Below are 16,877 nucleotides of genomic sequence, written 5' to 3'. Positions count from 1 at the left end.
GGCGAGAGGCAATGAACCAATTCGCCATCCTCTACGCAGACCGATTCACCAGGACCGGCTCGTAGCCTCGTAGAAGCGCCTCAAACACAGAATTTCTGACACACCCCCGACGAACGGCCCTTCAGAAATCGCGTGAAGATCCGCCCTCTGCCAGCCCCGGCCCCCTCCGAGCCATTGAGGCCCATAGCGCACAAAGCGCCGGCAAATCGATCACCCCCTTGAAACTCCCGCCTGCAGTCCGCGGACCCCGACACCCCTCCTTCAGCCCATCGCCTCCCGCACCACCGCCGCCGTGCCGTCATCCGTCGGGAACCACAACTCCGCCCTCGACGAAGTCGCGTCCTGGTCCGTCGGCAGCCCCGTCCAGGACTGAAGCACGGAGAACGACAGCGGCCCCAGGTCCGTCTCCAGCACCAGGTCCAGATACGTCGTCGTCGGCGCCCTCGACGAGCGCAGCACGTCGTCCCCGAAACGCTCGCGCAGCGCCGTCTCCAGCGCATCGACGCGCGGCGCGAGCGCGGGCCGCGACCACTGCTCGGCGCGCAACTGCGCCAGCAGTGCCGCGCCGACCTCCACGGGCCGGTGAACGCGAGACAGCCAGCCCCGCGGACTCGCCAGCGCCGCGATCATGTCCAGCCGCTCACCGGGCGTCGTCGGCGCCAGGTCCGGCATCACCTGATCGATCAGCCACAACGCCGATGCGTTGAAGCGCATCACGCGCCAATCAGCATCGAAGACGAACCCCGGATTCGGCATGTGCAGGTCGAGCGCCCGCAGCACCGCCGTATCGCAGCCCGACTCGCAAGGGGTCACGTGGTCCGTGTCGCTCAACGCGGCGTAGCCCGCCATCCGCAGCGCGGCATTGAACATCGACGGCGGACTGTCGGTCTGCGCCAGCCAGTCCAGCAACAGGACCCGGCTGGGACGCGAGCGGGCGCCCTCGACGAAATTCACGTGGCGCTGCGACACACCCATCCGCACGGCCAACGCCAACTGGCTCTGTCCGCTCGACACGCGTGCGCCTTTCAGCAATTGCGCCAATTCCATCTCGTCCTCGCTCCGTGGTCGTGCCGCGCCAAGCTCGCGGCAGGTCGCAGCCTAAGGGCGATGGCGCGGCCTCGCATCGACGCCGAGCGCGGCCCCACACCCAATCGGGACTCTTTGCCGACCTCGTGCGTCAAACCGCGACTGAACAGCAAGGTAATTGCCCGCCGCCAACGCGCTCTCCACCATGGCGCCTCGCCCGGCACTTCCGCCGGGCAGACATGGAGATGAGATGAACGTTCCCGCCGACACCCGCGCCACCGGCACCAGCACCGCACCCGCCTCCGCGGCGACTCCCCTCGCCGTGATCGGCCTGGGCCCGATGGGCCTCGCGCTGGCCGATCTGCTGTTGAAGTCCGGCCATCGCTTGACCTTGTGGAATCGCAGCCCCGACAAGGCCGCCGCCCTGATCGAGCGCGGCGCCGCGCTGGCCGCCACGCCCGCCGCCGCCATCGCCGCCAGCGACGTGATCTTCGTGTGCGTGCTGGACTATCAGGCCGCCGAAGCGATCCTGGATCAGCCCGGCGTGAGCGAAGCGCTCCGGGGCCGGCTGATCATCAACCTCGGCACCGGCGGGCCCGACGATGCCCGCCGCGTGCAGGCACGCGTGCAGCGGCACGGCGGCCACTACCTCGACGGCGCCATCCAGGCCGCGCCGCAGCAGATGGGGCAGCCGGACACGCCGCTGTTCCTGTCCGGCCCGAAGGCGCAGTTCGACCGCGTCGAGCCGCTGCTGAAGGTCCTGGCCGGCCACCTGGTCTACCTGGGCGACGCGATCGACGCCGCCGCGTTCATGGACCTGGCCACGCTGTCCTACGTCTACGGCGCCTACGCCGGTTTCCTGCATGGCGCCCACATCGCCGAGGTCGCCGGCATGGACGTGGCCACCTACGGCCGCCTGGTGCGCGCGATCGCGCCGAGCTTCGGCGCCTTCTTCGAGCACCAGGGTCAGGTCATCGCCTCGGGGGACTTCCGCATGACGCAGAGCCCGATGCGGATCTCCGTGCCCGCGGTGCGCCGCATCCTCGACGCGTCCAGGCGCCTGGGCATCAACGCCGAGCTGCCGTCGCTGGTGGACGGCTGGTTGGGGCAGGCGTCCGCCAAGGGCCTGGAGAACGAGGAACTGGCGGCGCTCATCCAGGTCCTGCGGCGGTGAACGCGTGGCGCCCGGCCGCGGCCCTACAGCCCACGCTGCCGGGCGGCCTGCAGCAAGTCGTCGATCGACTGGAGATGTTGGTCCTTGGCCGCCCGCACCGCGAGGAGGGCCTGATTGATGGGCTGCCGCTGCGCCTGCTGCACCTGGGCCCGCCGCGCCTGCATCGTCTGGGCGACGTGGTTCCACGCCAGCACGATGTTGTTGCGGGCCTTCGTCAGATTGGCGCTGGTGAAGGCGCGCCCGTACTGGGTGTTGGGCGGGTCGTTCTGGTCCACGTGCGCGAAGTGGTTCTGCAGCGTCATGTACATCACGTTGACCTGCTCCGCCATCCCGGCGACGACGAAGTCGGCGATCGACTGGTAGTGGTCCTGCTCCGCCAGTTGCTCGACCACGATGCGTTGCGCGTTGCGGTAGCTGCCGTCGACGAGCGTCTGATCGGGAGCCTGCACGCGCTGCTCGACGATCTCCCCATGCTGCCCCTGGATGGTGTCGCGGTCCAGCACGTTCTCCAGCGAGCCGTCGACCCAGGCGCCCTCGGCGTGCAGCACCAGTTCATGCGTGAGCACGTGCAGCGCGTGCCCCTCGTTCGTGACACGGGCCAGGTTGACGCCGATGACGAGCACGCCGTCTTCATCCCTCGTGTATCCCTCGGCCCTGTCCTCGGGATCGTTCCTTGTCTCGAAACGCACGATGAAGTCCGGGTCCTCCAACATGCCGGCGACCGAGGGGATACCGAGCAGCTTCTGCACCCAGCCCCGCATGGGCCCGCCCCTCGGTGCCATGAAACGCCCCTGGACGACGCCATCGGCGCCGGCGATCCCGTGTCGCGGGACGGATGCCGCGAGCGACGCGTGCGGCGACGCCACGGCCGGCTCGCCCACCAACGCCCCCAGGCGCCGCTGCTGGCCTTGTTGGCGCGGGCTGCTGGCGACACCGGCGATCAACGCCTCCTGCTTGAGCTGCCGCGTCCCTTGATCGACGGCGCGACCAGCGCCCTGCCGGACCTCGGCCGTCGGACCGCGGGCGCCATCGTGGGCACCCGCCCGCGACGCGGCGGCGCGCTCCTCGCCTGACCGCGACACGTCGCGGGGGGGACGATCCATTGCTGCGCGTGCCATCGAATGTCTCTCACGCCGTCACGGCAGATTCAGCGAGGCGAGCAGCCCGGCGTCGTAGCTGTCGTAGGCCGAGCCCACGGGCACCAGGCTCACCAGTTGCACCGCGCCGTCGACCGCGGCGGCCCACAGGTCGTCGCGGTCGATGACGGTCATCTCGCGCGCGTTCGCGCTGAACGTCAGTCCATCGCTCGCCAGCAGCTCGATCAACCCGCCGGTGATCTCATAGTCCTCGACGCCGCTCGGCAACTGACGCCTCAACTCCGCCTCCACGAAGCCGAATGCCTGCTGCGCCGCGGCCGTGACCTGCACCAGGGTCGAGCCTGGATCGAAGAAGGTGTTGAGCAGCTTGATCTGCCCCGGGTCGAAGTGCCTGAACGTGTGACGGTTACAGAAGTGCACCAGATCCGCGGCGGAGCAGCCCACCCGGATGGTGACCACGCCGCCGTTGGCCGCGATCGTGAAGTCGTGATGGATGGCCAGGCCCGCGGCGCCGGCGGCCAGCGGGGCCGTGCGTTCCGCGAAGCGTTGTTTCGCCGCGTCCAGCGACGGCCACTTGTTGAGGCCGCGTTTGGCCCAGGTGTCCGACTGGTCGGTGGTGATCCACTGCTCCTCGTTGACGGCGATGGCGCCGTGGCTGGTGTGCACCAGATTCGGATGCTGCAGGTAGAGGGCATGGGCCGCCCGCAGCTGCGTGGTCAGCGAGGTCCAGGTTTCGGCCAGCAAGGCGCCGGTGCTGTCGGACGGGAGCTGATCGAGCGCGTCCTGATACGTGGTCGCGAAACCCGACAGTGCCGCCGAGGTCGGCTCCAGCTCGCGCTCGCCGTTGCCGCCCGCGCGGGGTTGGGTACTGGGATCGAAGGCGCTGCCCGGGTCGGACTTCACGATCGCGGGGCCGTAATGCAGGTTCATCGGCAGGTTGTGCAGGATCGTTTCCATGTCCTGCGAATCCAGCGACGCCTGGCTGCCAAACTCACCGATCGCCTTCTGGAAGCCCGACAGCGCCGCGCCGAGCTCGTCCTTGTCCGTCCCGCGCTTCATCTTGCTCTGGTAGGTCTGGCTCTTCTTGTAGGAGGCCGTGAGCTCGCTCATCTTCGCCCGCGAGACATGGTGATGCAGCGCGGTGCCGAAGCCGGCGTTGGCTCCACCATGATCGAACTTGAACGCGTAGCGCCGGCCGTGCTTGGACGCATCGAGTTCCTGGCGCATCTTGGTGGTGCTGTCCAACGCCCAGTCGTCGCCCTCGCGCTGCACGACGCCCGCGGTGTCGATGGTCGGCGGCGCGCCTCGTACAGCGGACTCGATGGCGAGGCGCTGCGCCACCATGCGTGGCGACTGGTTGATGGCCGCCTGATGGCGCCCGATGCCGCTCATCGTCGGGCTGGGCGCGCCCGGGACCGTCTCGCGCGCTCCCGCCGCGGGCTGCCGCTGCGCCATGGCGGCGCCGGTATCGTGACTCTTCATGACGCCGATCTCGCTGCCGGGCCCGCTCGCCCGCGATGCCTCGCAGCATAGGAACCGCCACCGGCGGCCGCCATCGGTCAAATGCTGAGACGGGCCTTCCGGATTGCGGAGCCGGCCTCTTGACGGTGCTGCTGTGCGACGGCGCCACGGTCCCACGGCGGCGCGGCGATCTGACGCCTCAATCGAACCCGTAGGCGAAGTCCCCGTCCTTCACGCTCAGCGCCACCTTCGTGATCGCCTGGCCGTTCGTCAGCCGCGTCAGGTACTCGCGGCTGATGCGCGGCAGCACGGTGTTGGTCAGGATCGCGTCGACCACGCGCCCGCCGCTCTCCACCTCGTTACAGCGGCTGATGATCAGCTTCACCACCTCGTCGTCGAAGCTCAGCGGCACGTCCAGGTTCTCGCCCACGCGCTTCTGGATGCGGCCCAGTTGCAGGCGCACGATCTGGCCCAGCATTTCCTCGCTGAGCGGGTAATACGGGATCGTCACCAGGCGCCCCAGCAGCGCCGCCGGAAATATCTTCAGCAGCGGCTCGCGCAGCGCCTTGGCGATGCCGTCGGGCTCGGGCATCAGCTCGGGGTCCGCGCACAGCTTCATGATCAGGTCGCTGCCGGCGTTGCTGGTCAGCAGGATGATGGTGTTCTTGAAGTCGATGTAGCGGCCCTCGCCGTCCTCCATCCAGCCCTTGTCGAAGACCTGGAAGAAGAGCTCGTGCACATCCGGGTGGGCCTTCTCGACCTCGTCCAGCAGCACCACGCTGTAGGGCCGGCGCCGCACCGCCTCGGTCAGCACGCCGCCCTCGCCGTAGCCGACGTAGCCCGGGGGCGAGCCCTTCAGCGTGGAGACCGTGTGCGCCTCCTGGAACTCGCTCATGTTGATGGTGATGACGTTCTGCTCGCCGCCGTACAGCGCCTCGGCCAGCGCCAGCGCGGTCTCGGTCTTGCCCACGCCCGAGGTGCCGGCCAGCATGAACACGCCGATCGGCTTGTTCGGGTTGTCCAGCCGCGCCCTCGACACTTCGATGCGGCGCGCGATCATTTCCAGCGCGTGCCGCTGCCCCACGACGCGCTGGTTCAGCGTGTCGGCCAGTTGCAGCACCGCCTGCAGCTCGTTGCGCACCATGCGGCCCACGGGGATGCCGGTCCAGTCCTGCACCACCGCGGCCACCGCCTGCTCGTCCACCGTCGGCAGGATCAGCGGCGCGTCGCCCTGCAGCGCGGTGAGCTGGCCGCGCAGATCCCGCAGCTCGACCAGCAGCGGCTCGCGCTCCGCGTCGGTCGGGGCGCCCTCGCCGTCCTTGCGCAGCAGCGCGTGCAGTTCCAGCACGCGGTCCACCAGCGCCTTCTCCTTCGCGTGCCGCGCCTCCAGCAGCGCGCGACGCGTCTGCGCCTCGTCCAGGTCGGCCGCGACGCGGCGCTTGCGCTCGGCGACGTCGATGCCGATCGCGCCCTCGCGATCGATGATCTCGCGCTCCACCTCCAGCGCCTGGATGCGGCGCAGGCAGTCCTCCAGCTCGGCCGGCGTCGCGTGCTGGCTGACCGCCACGCGGGCGCAGGCGGTGTCCAGCAGGCTCACCGCCTTGTCGGGCAACTGGCGCGCGGGGATGTAGCGGTGGGAGAGCCGCACCGCCGCCTCGATGCCTTCATCCAGCAGCGCCACGCGGTGGTGCGTCTCCAGGATGGACGCCACGCCGCGCAGCATCAGCACCGCCTTGGCCTCGTCGGGCTCGGGCACCTGCACGACCTGGAAGCGCCGCGTCAGCGCGGGGTCCTTCTCGATGTGCTTCTTGTACTCGGCCCAGGTCGTCGCCGCGATGGTGCGCAGCTTGCCGCGCGCCAGCGCCGGCTTGAGCAGGTTGGCCGCGTCGCCGGTGCCGGCCGCGCCCCCAGCGCCGATCAGCGTGTGCGCCTCGTCGATGAACAGGATGATGGGCTTGGGCGAGGCCTGCACCTCGTCGATGACCTGGCGCAGGCGGTTCTCGAATTCGCCCTTCATGCTCGCGCCCGCCTGCAGCAGGCCGATGTCCAGCATGTACAGCGACACGTCCTTCAACTGCGGCGGCACGTCGCCCTGCGCCAGGCGCAGGGCGAAGCCCTCCACCACCGCCGTCTTGCCGACGCCGGCCTCGCCGGTGAGGATGGGATTGTTCTGGCGGCGCCGCATCAGGATGTCGACGATCTGGCGGATCTCCTCGTCGCGGCCGGCGATGGGATCGATCTCGCCGTTGCGCGCGCGCTCGGTCAGGTCGACCGCGAAACGCTTCAGCCCCTCCTGCTTGCCCATCGCCGCCGGCGCGATCGCGCCGCTGGCATCGCCCGGGTCCGCGCCCGGCTCCGCGGCGCGCATGCTGCGCTCCGGCGAGCCCTCGACGACCTGGTTGAAATGCTCGCTCAGGTCGTCGACGGGGATCTTGTCGAACTGCTTGGACACGGCCAGCAGCACGTTGCGCATCGACGCGGTCTTGAGCAGCCCCAGCACCAGGTGGCCGGTGCGGACCTGCGTGTCGCCGAACATCAACGAGCCGTAGACCCAGCCCCGCTCCACCGCGTTCTCGACCCAGCTCGACAGGTCGGTGACCGAGCTCGCGCCGCGCGGCAGCCGGTCCAGCGACGCCAGCAGGTCCGTGGACAGCTGTGCCGCGTCCAGCCCGTAATGCTTGACGATGCGGTGCAGGTCGGAGTCCGGCGTGTTGAGGATCTGGTAAATCCAGTGCTGCAGCTCGACATACGGGTTGCCGCGCAGCTTGCAGAACACGGTGGCGCCTTCGATCGCCTTGTAGGCCAGCGGATTGAGCTTGCCGAAGAGGCTGGTGCGGGCGATTTCAGTCATGTGGAGGCTCCCTGTGAGGTCGATGCCGGGGTCGATGCCGGCATCGATGCGGAGGTCGGCGCCCTGCCCCGCACGCGCTGGCGCGGGTGCAGGCGCAGATCGCCCCGGTCGTGGTCATGCGGACGGCCGCCCGAGCGGCCCGTCCATGAGGTGAAGCCCAGCCGCGCCTGGCCCGACAGCGCCGCCGCGGGCACCTCGTCGCGGCGCAGCACCGGCTGCAGCTCCCATTGCAGGTTGTGGCCGACGTACTGCCGGATCCAGTCGTTGAGCGGCTTCCACGCGTCGCCGTCGGGCAGGAAGCGCTGGTACTGGCGCAGCGTCAGCGGACCCAGCACGACGCGGAAGCGGTACTGGCGGTCCCAGGCCTTGTTGCCGGCCGTCGTGTTGCGGCCCAGCGCCGGCGACACCGCGCCGATGCGCTCGCCGCGATTGCGCGCGTGGCCGAGCCGGGTGCGCTCGCCGTCCTCGACCGGCAGCCAATGAGCGACATGCTGCTCGATGCGCACCGGCACGCCGAAGTGCAGCGAGACGATCTTCGCCAGCCCCTCCGGATGCTGCGCGCGCCCGCCGTGCAGGCCGGCCTGGAACAGCCGCGCCGTCTGCGGCAGCGAGTCCCTGGGCCGCAGTCCGTCGTCCAGCCCCACCGCCGCGCCCAGCCATGCGCCGTAACGGTCGCTCGCGGGGCGGTCGTGCTGCACGGCCGGCTGCGACTGCGCCCAGGCGCGGTAGAAGTGCAGCAGCAGGCGGTGATGGAAGACGTCCAGGAAACGCGTCAGCGTGGCGTCGCCGCGCTGGTGCAGGCGCTCGCGGGCGTATTCGGTGAGGTGCAGCGGCATCGGCCCCTGCGGGCCCAGCAGGCCGAAGAACCGCACGCCCAGCCGCGGCGCCGGGCCCGCGCCGCGCGTCAGGCTGGCAAGCGCGGCGGGCGCGAAGTCCAGCTCCGGCTCCTCGCCCAGGCGGATCGCCTCCTGCGACGGCCGCACGCCGCGGCCCAGGCGCGGCGCATCCGGCGTCAGGCCCTCGATGCGGCGCAGCAGCGCGAAAAAATCGTACGCCCAGGGGCGCGACTCGACGTCCTCGAAGAGCGACTGCAGCGCCGCCTCGCGCGCCGTGCGGCGCTCGCGCTGGCGCAGCAGCAGCAAGGCCGGATCCCGCTCGTCGCCCACCGCGCCACTGGCGGCGCTGCTGGCGGCGGCACCGACGGTCCCGCTCGAGACGCCGGATGGGACACCCGTCGGAAGGCCGCCCGGCGTGCCGCCGGGACCGTCGCCGGGAGCGGCGCCCACGTTCATGCGTTGCCCTCGACGTCGCCGCCGATGCGCGGCGCCCAGCGCTTGACCGGGCCGCGTTGCGCGGTGCGCAGGCTCAGTTGCATGAAGCTGTTGATCGCGGCATGGCGCGAGAAGTAGCGCTCCAGCACGCTCGCGAAGAGGAAGGCGCTGTGGCCCTGGAACGAGAGCTCGTCCAGCTCCAGATCGATCTCGGTGCCGGCGCCGAAGCTCAGCGGTCCGGTGAACGGCAGCCGCCGCACGACCGGCCTGGCGCTGACCGCGCGGATGCCCTCGACCTGACGCAGCCACGCCGGATCGCCCGGCGGCCCGTACAGCGCGAGCAGCCGCCGCAGCGTCGCCGCGGCCTGCGCCGGCGCCTCGTCGGCCCAGGGCAGTTGCTGCTGCGTCAGCAGGCCCACCAGGCTCCAGCCCGCCTCGCCCGCCGGCTGGCGGCTCACCGGGCGCGTCGGACCGTGCACCGCCTCGACCTTGAGCACCGGGCCGGCGGCATCGAGCCGCCATGTGCCGGCGCCGTTGTGGGGCAGGAGCAGCGGCAGGTCGCGGTTGGTCACCAGCGCGCTGACGGACAGCTGCCGGATGTCTTCCCGGTACGGCGCATGGCGCGGGTCGACCAGGGACAGGAAGACCTCGTCCCCGATGTAGGCCGTGCGCGGTCCCTGGTCCTTCTGGCGCGACGACAGCAGGCGCGGCTCGCGCCGGGCGGTGTAGAAGCCGGGCGCCTCGGGCGGTGCCTCGTGGTAGGTCGCGTACAGCGGCCAGAAGGTCTGCTGGCCCAGCGTGCCGGCGCCGTAGCCGGTCACCGACTGCAGGCTGTGGATCTCGTAATCCATCGGCCGCGTGCGGTCGGGCACGACGTGGTACTCCCAACTGCCCGGGCCGAGCTGGATGCGGTCCAGCCGCTTCGGGAACAGGTTGATCGCCGGGGTGCAATGCAGCGCGACGCTGTCGCCGTCCACCAGCGCCTCCAGTCCGGCGTCGCCGCGGCTGAAGAACAGCACGATCTCGGCTTCCGTCCCGTCGATGCGTGCGAGGCGGTCGGCCAGGCCGGTGACCTCCAGGAACAGGAAACGGCGCGGCATCGCCGCCGCCTCCTGCATCAGCCGGCTGCCTGAGAAGCTGCGGTGCGTCTCGGGCAACAGCGCCTCGTCGGCGGCGAAACCCACCGGGCGCACGCTGTCCGCCGGGCGCCACTGGGACGCGACCTGCGCCGCGGCGATGCCGTCGCCGGTGACGTAGGTGCCCAGCGGTGCGCCCAGCGCCAGTTCATGCAGGCGGAAGGCGACATCGTCGGGCGCGCTCAGGTACAGCTGCAGCCGGTCCAGCCCGAGCTGCCGCATCGGAATGCCGCCCCCGGTGCGCAGCCGCAGGCGCAGGCCGCCGCGGCTGCCGGCGGCATCGGGCAGGCGCGACATCGGCAGGTCCGGCGCGTGGCTGAAGTACTGCGCGCCGGTCAGCTCCAGCGGCCACAGCGTCACCGCGTGGGCGGTGCGGAACTCGCAGCGCGTGTCCTGCCCGCGCGGCACGGCGGACTGCAGCACGCTGCCGCGCGGCACCGGATGGCCCTTGGACAGATTGGGATCGGTGGGATCGACGGTCAGGCGCGCCACCATCATCGACGGCACCGGCGCCAGGAAGTTCGGATAGATCGATTCGAGCAGGTGCGAGATCAGCCGCGGATGCTCCGCGTCCAGCTTGAGCTGCACCCGCGCGGACAGGAAGGCGAAACCCTCCAGCAGCCGCTCCACGTAGGGATCGGCGACCTCGGCGTCCTCCATGCCCAGGCGCGCCGCGATCTTCGGGAAGTCGCGCGCGAATTCAGCCCCCACCTCGCGCAGGTGGGTGAGCTCGTCGTTGTAGAGGCGCAGCAGCCGCGGGTCCATGCGCTTGTTTCCTCGGCCTTTCCGGCTCAGCCCTCGCGGACCTCGACCTGGCCGGCTTCCAGGTCCAGCTGCGTGCGCAGCAGGATCTCCAGCGGCACCGGCTGGGACCAGAGGTGGCCGCGGATGTCGAACTCGATGACGTTGTGGGTGTCCAGCACGCTGTCGGTCTCCACGGCGCGCACCTCCAGCGTGTCCGGCAGGATGCGCGGCTCGAAACGCACGATGGCCAGGCGGATCGCCTTCTCCAGCAGGTGCACGTCGACCTTGGACGCGAGCTGCCCGGACAGCGCCGGCAGCCCGAAGTTCAGCACGCTCTCGGCCACGCGGGCATAGGGCTCGGAGACCTTGCCCAGCGGCTGGATCGCGTTGAACAGCCAGCCCAGGTCGCGCAGCACCGCCTGGCGCAATTGCGACTTGCTCATCACCCGGCGCTCTTCCGCCTCCAGGCGGTGGGCGGGATCGTCGTCGGTCAGCCGGTCCAGCAAGGCCGGCTGCAGGCGGTCGCGGTTGATCTGGCTCATGACGGCTTGCGCGGCGGCGACGCCGTCATCCGGCGCGCAGCTCGATCAGCCGCGTGTCGAGCAGACCCGTCTCGCCGCCCTCGGTCATCAGCACGCGCTGACCGACACCGGCGTATTGATCGTTCCCGGCGCCCGGCAGCGGCTGCCACTCGGTGCGGCGGGACATCCAGACGCGCTCGTCGTCGAAGGCGTGGCTGCGCGGGTACCGCGTCGGGATCAGCGCCACCGAGGCGCCGCCGTTGGGGAACTCCAGGTGCGCCGGCGCCCAGACCAGGTCGCGCAGGTCGGTCGGGGGCTCGACGTGGATCTTCGCCAGCGCCGAGAACGGCACCCAGCAGTAGCGGCCGTTGATCACCGCCTCCAGCACCGGGCCCAGGCGCGAGTCACCGTCGCACAGCCAGTCGAAGGCCTGGCCGTCGAGCGTGCCGGCGGTGGCCGGCGCCTGCTCCAGCGCCTGCGCGCGCAGCGCGCGGGCGCCCCCGGCGTCGCCGTCGGCCTCGACCTTGAGCGCCTGCACCAGGCTCGCGACCCACTCGGCCGGCTCGCCCATCACCATCGGCGTGGTCTTGCCGTCGAAGACGGCCTCGCGCACGAGCTCGCACTTGAGCGCCTCGCGGTAGGTATTGACCATCGCCAGCGTGCCGGCGTCGAGCTCGCCGCAGACCTCCAGCTGCGCGGCGGCGCGCGCCCACTGGCCGGTCACGGCCAGCAGCTGGAACAGCATCGTGCGCAGCCGCGCGTCCTGCGGGCGCTGGCGGACCTCGGCCTGCGCGGCGGCCAGCGCCTCGGTCGGACGCCCTGCCGCGAGCAGCTCCTGAACTGCGCTCATCGATGTGCTCCCCGCCTCACGTGAGGTCGTCGTTGAAGGTGTGCGAGCCGCCCGACTGGCCCTTGCCGCTCTGCGGCTTGTACTCGACGGAGACCTTCTGGAAGCTCATGGCCACGCGCTCGACCGGCGTGCCGTCGGCATCGGCCTCGATGTCGTAGGACGCGATGCGGGCCTTCTCCAGCGTCAGGCAGAAGTAGTCCTCCTGCTCGCCGCCCGCCTTGCGCAGGAAGAGCTTGGCGCTGCGCACCTCGTCGTTGGTGGCGACGGCGCTCATCAGCGCGGTGCTGGCGGTGTCCAGCCCCTTGGTGATGACGAGCTGGCGGTAGCTGCGGCGACCGGTGGCCTGGCCCGCGACCGCGTCGCCGGCCGCGCCCACGCCCCAGCTGAAGCCGCGGACCACGATGTCGGACGGGTGGCCTGCGGCCACCGACTCGCCCTTGACCTTGCCCGCCCGCTTGAGCGTGAGGTCGAGGTACATGTCGGCGCTGGTCGCGCCGCTGCTGCTCATGGGATTCATCTCTGGCTCCGGCGTGGACAACGGATGACGGCGCGCGACCGGCATGCGTTGTCCGTGTGGGAAAGGGACTCGGACGGGACTCGAAGGGAACGCCAGGACAGGCTCGGGAAAAGCGAGTCCGACGTGAAGCAGGCGCGTCACCGCGCACGCGGCGCGGTGACGCGAGGCAGCCGCCTCGGCAACGCCGGACCCGCGAGGGACCGGCGCGCCGCGGCGATGTGTGGCGCTCGACGGCGACCGTTCAACGGGTCTCGGTCGTGGACACGTTCCAGCCGAACTTCACCGCGCCGCCCAGGCCGCCCTTGGGGTCCTGCGCCTTGTACTCGAACTCGATGTCGGCATAGCTCACCGACACGCTTTCCGAGATCTCGCCGCCGGCCGAGGCGGACGGCGACACGGACGTCACCAGCACTTGCTTGAGCGTGACCTTCAGGAAGTCCTGCTGGCCTTCGCCGGCCTTGCGGCAGGTCAGGACAGCCTGGTCGAAGTGCTTGCCGCTGGCGCAGGCCTTGGCCAGGACCGGCGAGGCCTTGTCGTAGTAGTGCGCGAACACGAACTGGCCGGGGATGCCCTTGCCCTTGCCCGAGCCGGAGCCCGCGTTGGCGGTGCTTTCCTGGCGCACGTCCCACGACCAGGCCAGCAGGTCGATCTCGCCCTTGTGGTCCTTGTGGGTGGATTCGCCTTCGACTCCGGCGAACTTCAGATTGGCGTCGATCGTCATGGTCGGTTTCTCCTTGATGGACTCTTGAAAACAGCCTCCGCGCCAACGCGATGCGCGCGGGGACCGGAATGGCGGGTCGGTGGACCCGGATAAAAACTAGGAACTCGGATCGGCGCTGGCGTCAGCGCTCCCTAGGACGGTCGTCGCGCGTCGTGGCGCGCGAATTCTTGTCTTGACTCCTGGTCGCGGCTCTCGTCGCGACGGCGGCCCGGCTTCACCCGGCATCGCCCGGACCCTCGATGGCATCGGAGGTTCCGGCCGCTGCGGATCACTTGCCCTTCTGCGACGGCAGCGTCGACACCAGGCGCAGCGAGACGGTCAGGCCCTCCAGCTGGTAATGCGGGCGCAGGAAGAATTTGGACGTGTAGTAGCCGGGGTTGCCCGGGATCTCCTCCACCAGCACTTCGGCGGCGGCCAGCGGCTTCTGCGACTTCGTCGTCTCCGAGGAGTTGGCGGGATCGCCGTCGACGTAGTTCATGATCCATTTGTTGAGCCACTTCTCCATGTCGCTACGCTCCTTGAAGGAGCCCACCTTGTCGCGCACGATGCACTTCAGGTAGTGCGCGAAGCGCGCGCAGGCGAAGAGATACGGCAGCCGCGCGGCCAGGTTGGCGTTGGCGGAGGCGTCGGGGTCGTCGTACTCGGCGGGCTTCTGCAACGACTGGGCGCCGATGAACGCGGCGAAGTCCGAGTTCTTGCGGTGGACCAGCGGCATGAAGCCGTTCTTGGCCAGCTCGGCCTCGCGGCGGTCGCTGATGGCGATCTCGGTCGGGCACTTCATCGCCACGCCGCCCTCGTCGGTCGGGAAGGTGTGGGCCGGCAGGCCCTCGACCGCGCCGCCCGATTCCACGCCGCGGATGCGGGTACACCAGCCGTAGGCCTTGAACGAGCGGTTGATGTTGGCCGCCATCGCATAGGCCGCGTTGGCCCAGGTGTAGCTGTTGTGCTCGCCGCCGCCGGTCTCTTCCTCGAAGTTGAAGTCCTCGACCGGATTGGTTTTCGAGCCGTAGGGCAGGCGCGCCAGGAAACGCGGCATGGCCAGGCCGATGTAGCGCGCGTCGTCGGACTCGCGCAGCGACTTCCAGGCGGCGTACTCGGGCGTGCCGAAGATCTTGGTCAGGTCGCGCGGATTGGCCAGTTCCTGCCACGAGCCCATCTGCATCAGCGACGGATTGGCCGCGGCGATGAACGGCGAATGCGCGGCGGCGGAGACCTTGGCCATCTCGCCCAGCAGCTCCACGTCCGGCGGGCTGTGGTCGAAGTAGTAGTCGCCGACGAGGGCGCCGAAGGGCTCGCCGCCGAACTGGCCGTACTCCTCCTCGTAGACGCGCTTGAACAGCGGGCTCTGATCCCAGGCCGCGCCCTTGTAGCGCTTGAGCGTCTTGCCGAGCTCGGCCTTGGAGATGCTCATCACGCGGATCTTGAGCTGCTCGTCGGTCTCGGTGTTGTTGACCAGGTAGTGCAGGCCGCGCCAGGCGCTTTCCAGCTGCTGGAACTCCGCGTGGTGCAGGATCGCGTTGACCTGCTGGGAGAGCTTCTTGTCGATCTCCGCGATCATGGCCTCGATGGACACGATCACGTCGCTGCCGATCAGCGTGGTCTGCGACAGCGCCTGCTGCGCCAGCGTCAAGACGGCCTGCTCGACGGCGGACTTGGCCTCGTCCGTCTTGGGCTTGAATTCCTTGTTCAGCAGCGACGCGAACGCGCCGCCCTCGTATTCGATGCCCTGCAGCGGTGCCGAGGGTTGGGCGAGAGTCTCTTCGGCCATGGTGCTTGCTCCGATGTTTCCGATTTCCGTTTGCCTGGGATGCCACGCGTCGCGTGACCTGACGTGCCGGGCGGCGTTGACTGCGTGGCGTTGCCGCGGCGCTTACGGCGTGGCGTTCACTGCGCGGCGCCGTCGGCCGGCTTCTGCGCCGTGGCCAGCGACTTGAGCAGCGCCTCGTCCTTGACGACCTTGGCGATGAGCTGCTCGGCCCCGGCCTTGCCGTCCATGTAGGTGATCAGGTTGGCGAGCTGTTGCCGGGCTTCCAGCAACTGCTTCAGGCCGTCGACCTTGCGCGCCACGGCGGCGGGCGAGAAGTCGTCCATCGATTCGAAGGTGATGTCCACCATCAGGTTGCCCTCGCCGGTCAGCGTGTTGGGCACCTGCAGCGCGACGCGCGGCTTCATCGCCTTCATGCGGGCGTCGAAGTTGTCCACGTCGAAGTCGAGGAACTTGCGGTCCGCCACCGGCGGCAGCGGCTCGGTGGGCTTGCCCGCCAGGTCCGACAGCACGCCCATCACGAAGGGCAACTGGACCTTCTTCTCGGCGCCGTAGAGCTCGACGTCGTACTCGATCTGCACGCGCGGGGCGCGATTCCTGGCGATGAACTTCTGGCTGCTGGTGGCCATGGGGTGCTCCTTGAGGCGTGGATCGGTGAGAGGGCTGAGGTCGGTGGGTCAGAAATCGCGTGACGGTCGCTGCGCGGTCACTCGCTGGGCGTGCCGGCGAGCTTCTCGATCTCGTGCACGCCCTCGGGCACGAGATCGCGCATGATTTCCATGAAGTTCTTGCTCATCAGCCGCTGCGCGCGGCGGATCAGCAGCGGCGCGGGGTTGCTGGGCTCGTGGCGTTCGATCCATTCGCAGGCGCGCTGCAACGCGCGGACAGCGTCCTCGCGGCTGGCGATCGTGCCGGGCGCGGCGTGTTGCGGCGCGGCGGCGAAGCCCTGCGGCGCGGCGGCGGCATCGCCCTCGGGCGCGGCCGGGTCCGGCGTCCCCTGCAACTGCGCGGCGGCCTGGGCCAGCGGCTTGAGCAGGCGCACCAGCGGCGCGAACTCGGGGCCCTGCCCCTGGCCGAGGTGGGCGTCGATGGCGGCCTGGATCGCCTGCGCGGTCGGCGCGCCGTCCTGCAGGCGCGTCGGCAGCGCGGCGTCGCGGGCGGCCTGCGCGGTCAGGGCCTCCATCAGGCCTTGCGGCGACGGCACGGCCTCGTCGGGCCGGGGCTCGCCGTTGCCCAGCGCCAATTCCAGGTCGCGCACGCGCGGGCCGCCGCGCTGGCCGGTCAGGCTGGCGGCGCGCAGGTCGTCCAGCACCGCGGCCTCGCTGATCAACGGCAGCAGCGCGTTCAGGCGCATCGTCGGGTCGTTGTTGTCCGAGGCGTCCAGCTGCGGATGGACATGGTCCCAATGGCGCTCCAGCAGACCGCGGATCAGCGCCAGGCCGTCGAGCGCCGCGTCGTAGCCCTGCAGCCGCGCGCCGGCGCGCACCAGCCACACGGCGACGCGCAGATCGCGGGTGCGGCGGGCCAGGGCGAGGGCCTGCTCATGCACGGCGGGCCAGTCGGGACCTTCGGCGGGGATCAGCGTGTCGCCGTACTGCTGCTCGGGCTTGCCCGCGCCTGCCTTCTGCAGCGCGTGGAACGCGGCGTCGTACTCCAGGTCCGCGCCACACGGCGCGTCGTCCTGGAGAGGAGCCAGCAGGGAGTCGAGATCGAGGTCAGCCATCGCGTCGGACGCGCCAGTTC

At 70.3% G+C, this 16,877-nt stretch carries 14 protein-coding genes; 1 reads left to right on the top strand and 13 read right to left on the bottom strand.

Features of this window, described 5'->3' with window-relative positions; translation table 11 throughout:
* Positions 1–261: 261 nt before the first annotated feature.
* Complete coding sequence (locus CDN99_RS25120; RefSeq protein WP_088387975.1) at positions 262–1,047, bottom strand: MmyB family transcriptional regulator; 786 nt, start codon at positions 1,045–1,047, stop codon at positions 262–264.
* Positions 1,048–1,276: 229 nt separating this feature from the next.
* Between CDN99_RS25120 and CDN99_RS25115 the strand changes: the two genes are divergently transcribed.
* The gene (locus CDN99_RS25115; RefSeq protein WP_088387973.1) at positions 1,277–2,200 is read left to right on the top strand and encodes an NAD(P)-dependent oxidoreductase; all 924 of its coding nucleotides are present in this window, start codon (positions 1,277–1,279) and stop codon (positions 2,198–2,200) included.
* A gap of 23 nt (positions 2,201–2,223) precedes the next feature.
* Here the strand turns inward: CDN99_RS25115 and CDN99_RS25110 are convergent, their stop codons facing one another.
* The 12 genes from CDN99_RS25110 to tssA all read right to left on the bottom strand — a co-directional run bounded on the left by CDN99_RS25110 (position 2,224) and on the right by tssA (position 16,857).
* Positions 2,224–3,303 (bottom strand): hypothetical protein, encoded by a 1,080-nt coding sequence (locus CDN99_RS25110; protein ID WP_141100980.1) that lies wholly within the window; start codon positions 3,301–3,303, stop codon positions 2,224–2,226.
* Between the two features lie 33 nt (positions 3,304–3,336).
* Entirely contained in the window at positions 3,337–4,779 is a 1,443-nt protein-coding gene (locus CDN99_RS25100; RefSeq protein WP_141100979.1) for a hypothetical protein, read from the bottom strand.
* A gap of 178 nt (positions 4,780–4,957) precedes the next feature.
* Positions 4,958–7,609 (bottom strand): type VI secretion system ATPase TssH, encoded by a 2,652-nt coding sequence (gene tssH, locus CDN99_RS25095; protein ID WP_088387965.1) that lies wholly within the window; start codon positions 7,607–7,609, stop codon positions 4,958–4,960.
* A complete protein-coding gene (tssG, locus tag CDN99_RS25090) occupies positions 7,606–8,901 on the bottom strand; it encodes a type VI secretion system baseplate subunit TssG (protein ID WP_088387963.1) in 1,296 nt (431 codons plus the stop codon). The genes tssH and tssG overlap by 4 nt, the downstream gene beginning before the upstream one ends.
* The gene (tssF, locus tag CDN99_RS25085; protein ID WP_088387961.1) at positions 8,898–10,781 is read right to left on the bottom strand and encodes a type VI secretion system baseplate subunit TssF; all 1,884 of its coding nucleotides are present in this window, start codon (positions 10,779–10,781) and stop codon (positions 8,898–8,900) included. The genes tssG and tssF overlap by 4 nt, the downstream gene beginning before the upstream one ends.
* A gap of 26 nt (positions 10,782–10,807) precedes the next feature.
* Positions 10,808–11,302: a type VI secretion system baseplate subunit TssE gene (gene tssE / locus CDN99_RS25080; protein WP_088387959.1), complete on the bottom strand. Its 495-nt coding sequence runs from the start codon at positions 11,300–11,302 to the stop codon at positions 10,808–10,810.
* Between the two features lie 25 nt (positions 11,303–11,327).
* The gene (locus tag CDN99_RS25075) at positions 11,328–12,131 is read right to left on the bottom strand and encodes a type VI secretion system accessory protein TagJ (RefSeq protein WP_088387957.1); all 804 of its coding nucleotides are present in this window, start codon (positions 12,129–12,131) and stop codon (positions 11,328–11,330) included.
* Positions 12,132–12,147: 16 nt separating this feature from the next.
* A complete protein-coding gene (locus CDN99_RS25070; protein ID WP_158218957.1) occupies positions 12,148–12,648 on the bottom strand; it encodes an Hcp family type VI secretion system effector in 501 nt (166 codons plus the stop codon).
* Positions 12,649–12,889: 241 nt separating this feature from the next.
* Positions 12,890–13,387, bottom strand: coding sequence for an Hcp family type VI secretion system effector (locus tag CDN99_RS25065; RefSeq protein ID WP_259374729.1), 498 nt, complete (start codon positions 13,385–13,387; stop codon positions 12,890–12,892).
* Between the two features lie 250 nt (positions 13,388–13,637).
* On the bottom strand, positions 13,638–15,137 hold the full coding sequence (tssC, locus tag CDN99_RS25060; protein WP_088387951.1) for a type VI secretion system contractile sheath large subunit: 1,500 nt from the start codon (positions 15,135–15,137) through the stop codon (positions 13,638–13,640).
* Between the two features lie 116 nt (positions 15,138–15,253).
* The gene (gene tssB / locus CDN99_RS25055) at positions 15,254–15,763 is read right to left on the bottom strand and encodes a type VI secretion system contractile sheath small subunit (RefSeq protein ID WP_088387949.1); all 510 of its coding nucleotides are present in this window, start codon (positions 15,761–15,763) and stop codon (positions 15,254–15,256) included.
* Positions 15,764–15,840: 77 nt separating this feature from the next.
* A complete protein-coding gene (tssA, locus tag CDN99_RS25050; protein ID WP_088387947.1) occupies positions 15,841–16,857 on the bottom strand; it encodes a type VI secretion system protein TssA in 1,017 nt (338 codons plus the stop codon).
* Positions 16,858–16,877 lie beyond the last annotated feature (20 nt).

This window comes from Roseateles aquatilis, from assembly GCF_002205645.1.
In the GTDB taxonomy this organism is placed as follows: domain Bacteria; phylum Pseudomonadota; class Gammaproteobacteria; order Burkholderiales; family Burkholderiaceae_C; genus Roseateles; species Roseateles aquatilis.
The sequence above is the reverse complement of the archived record's forward strand: the minus strand, read 5'-3'. Positions and strand labels throughout refer to the sequence as shown.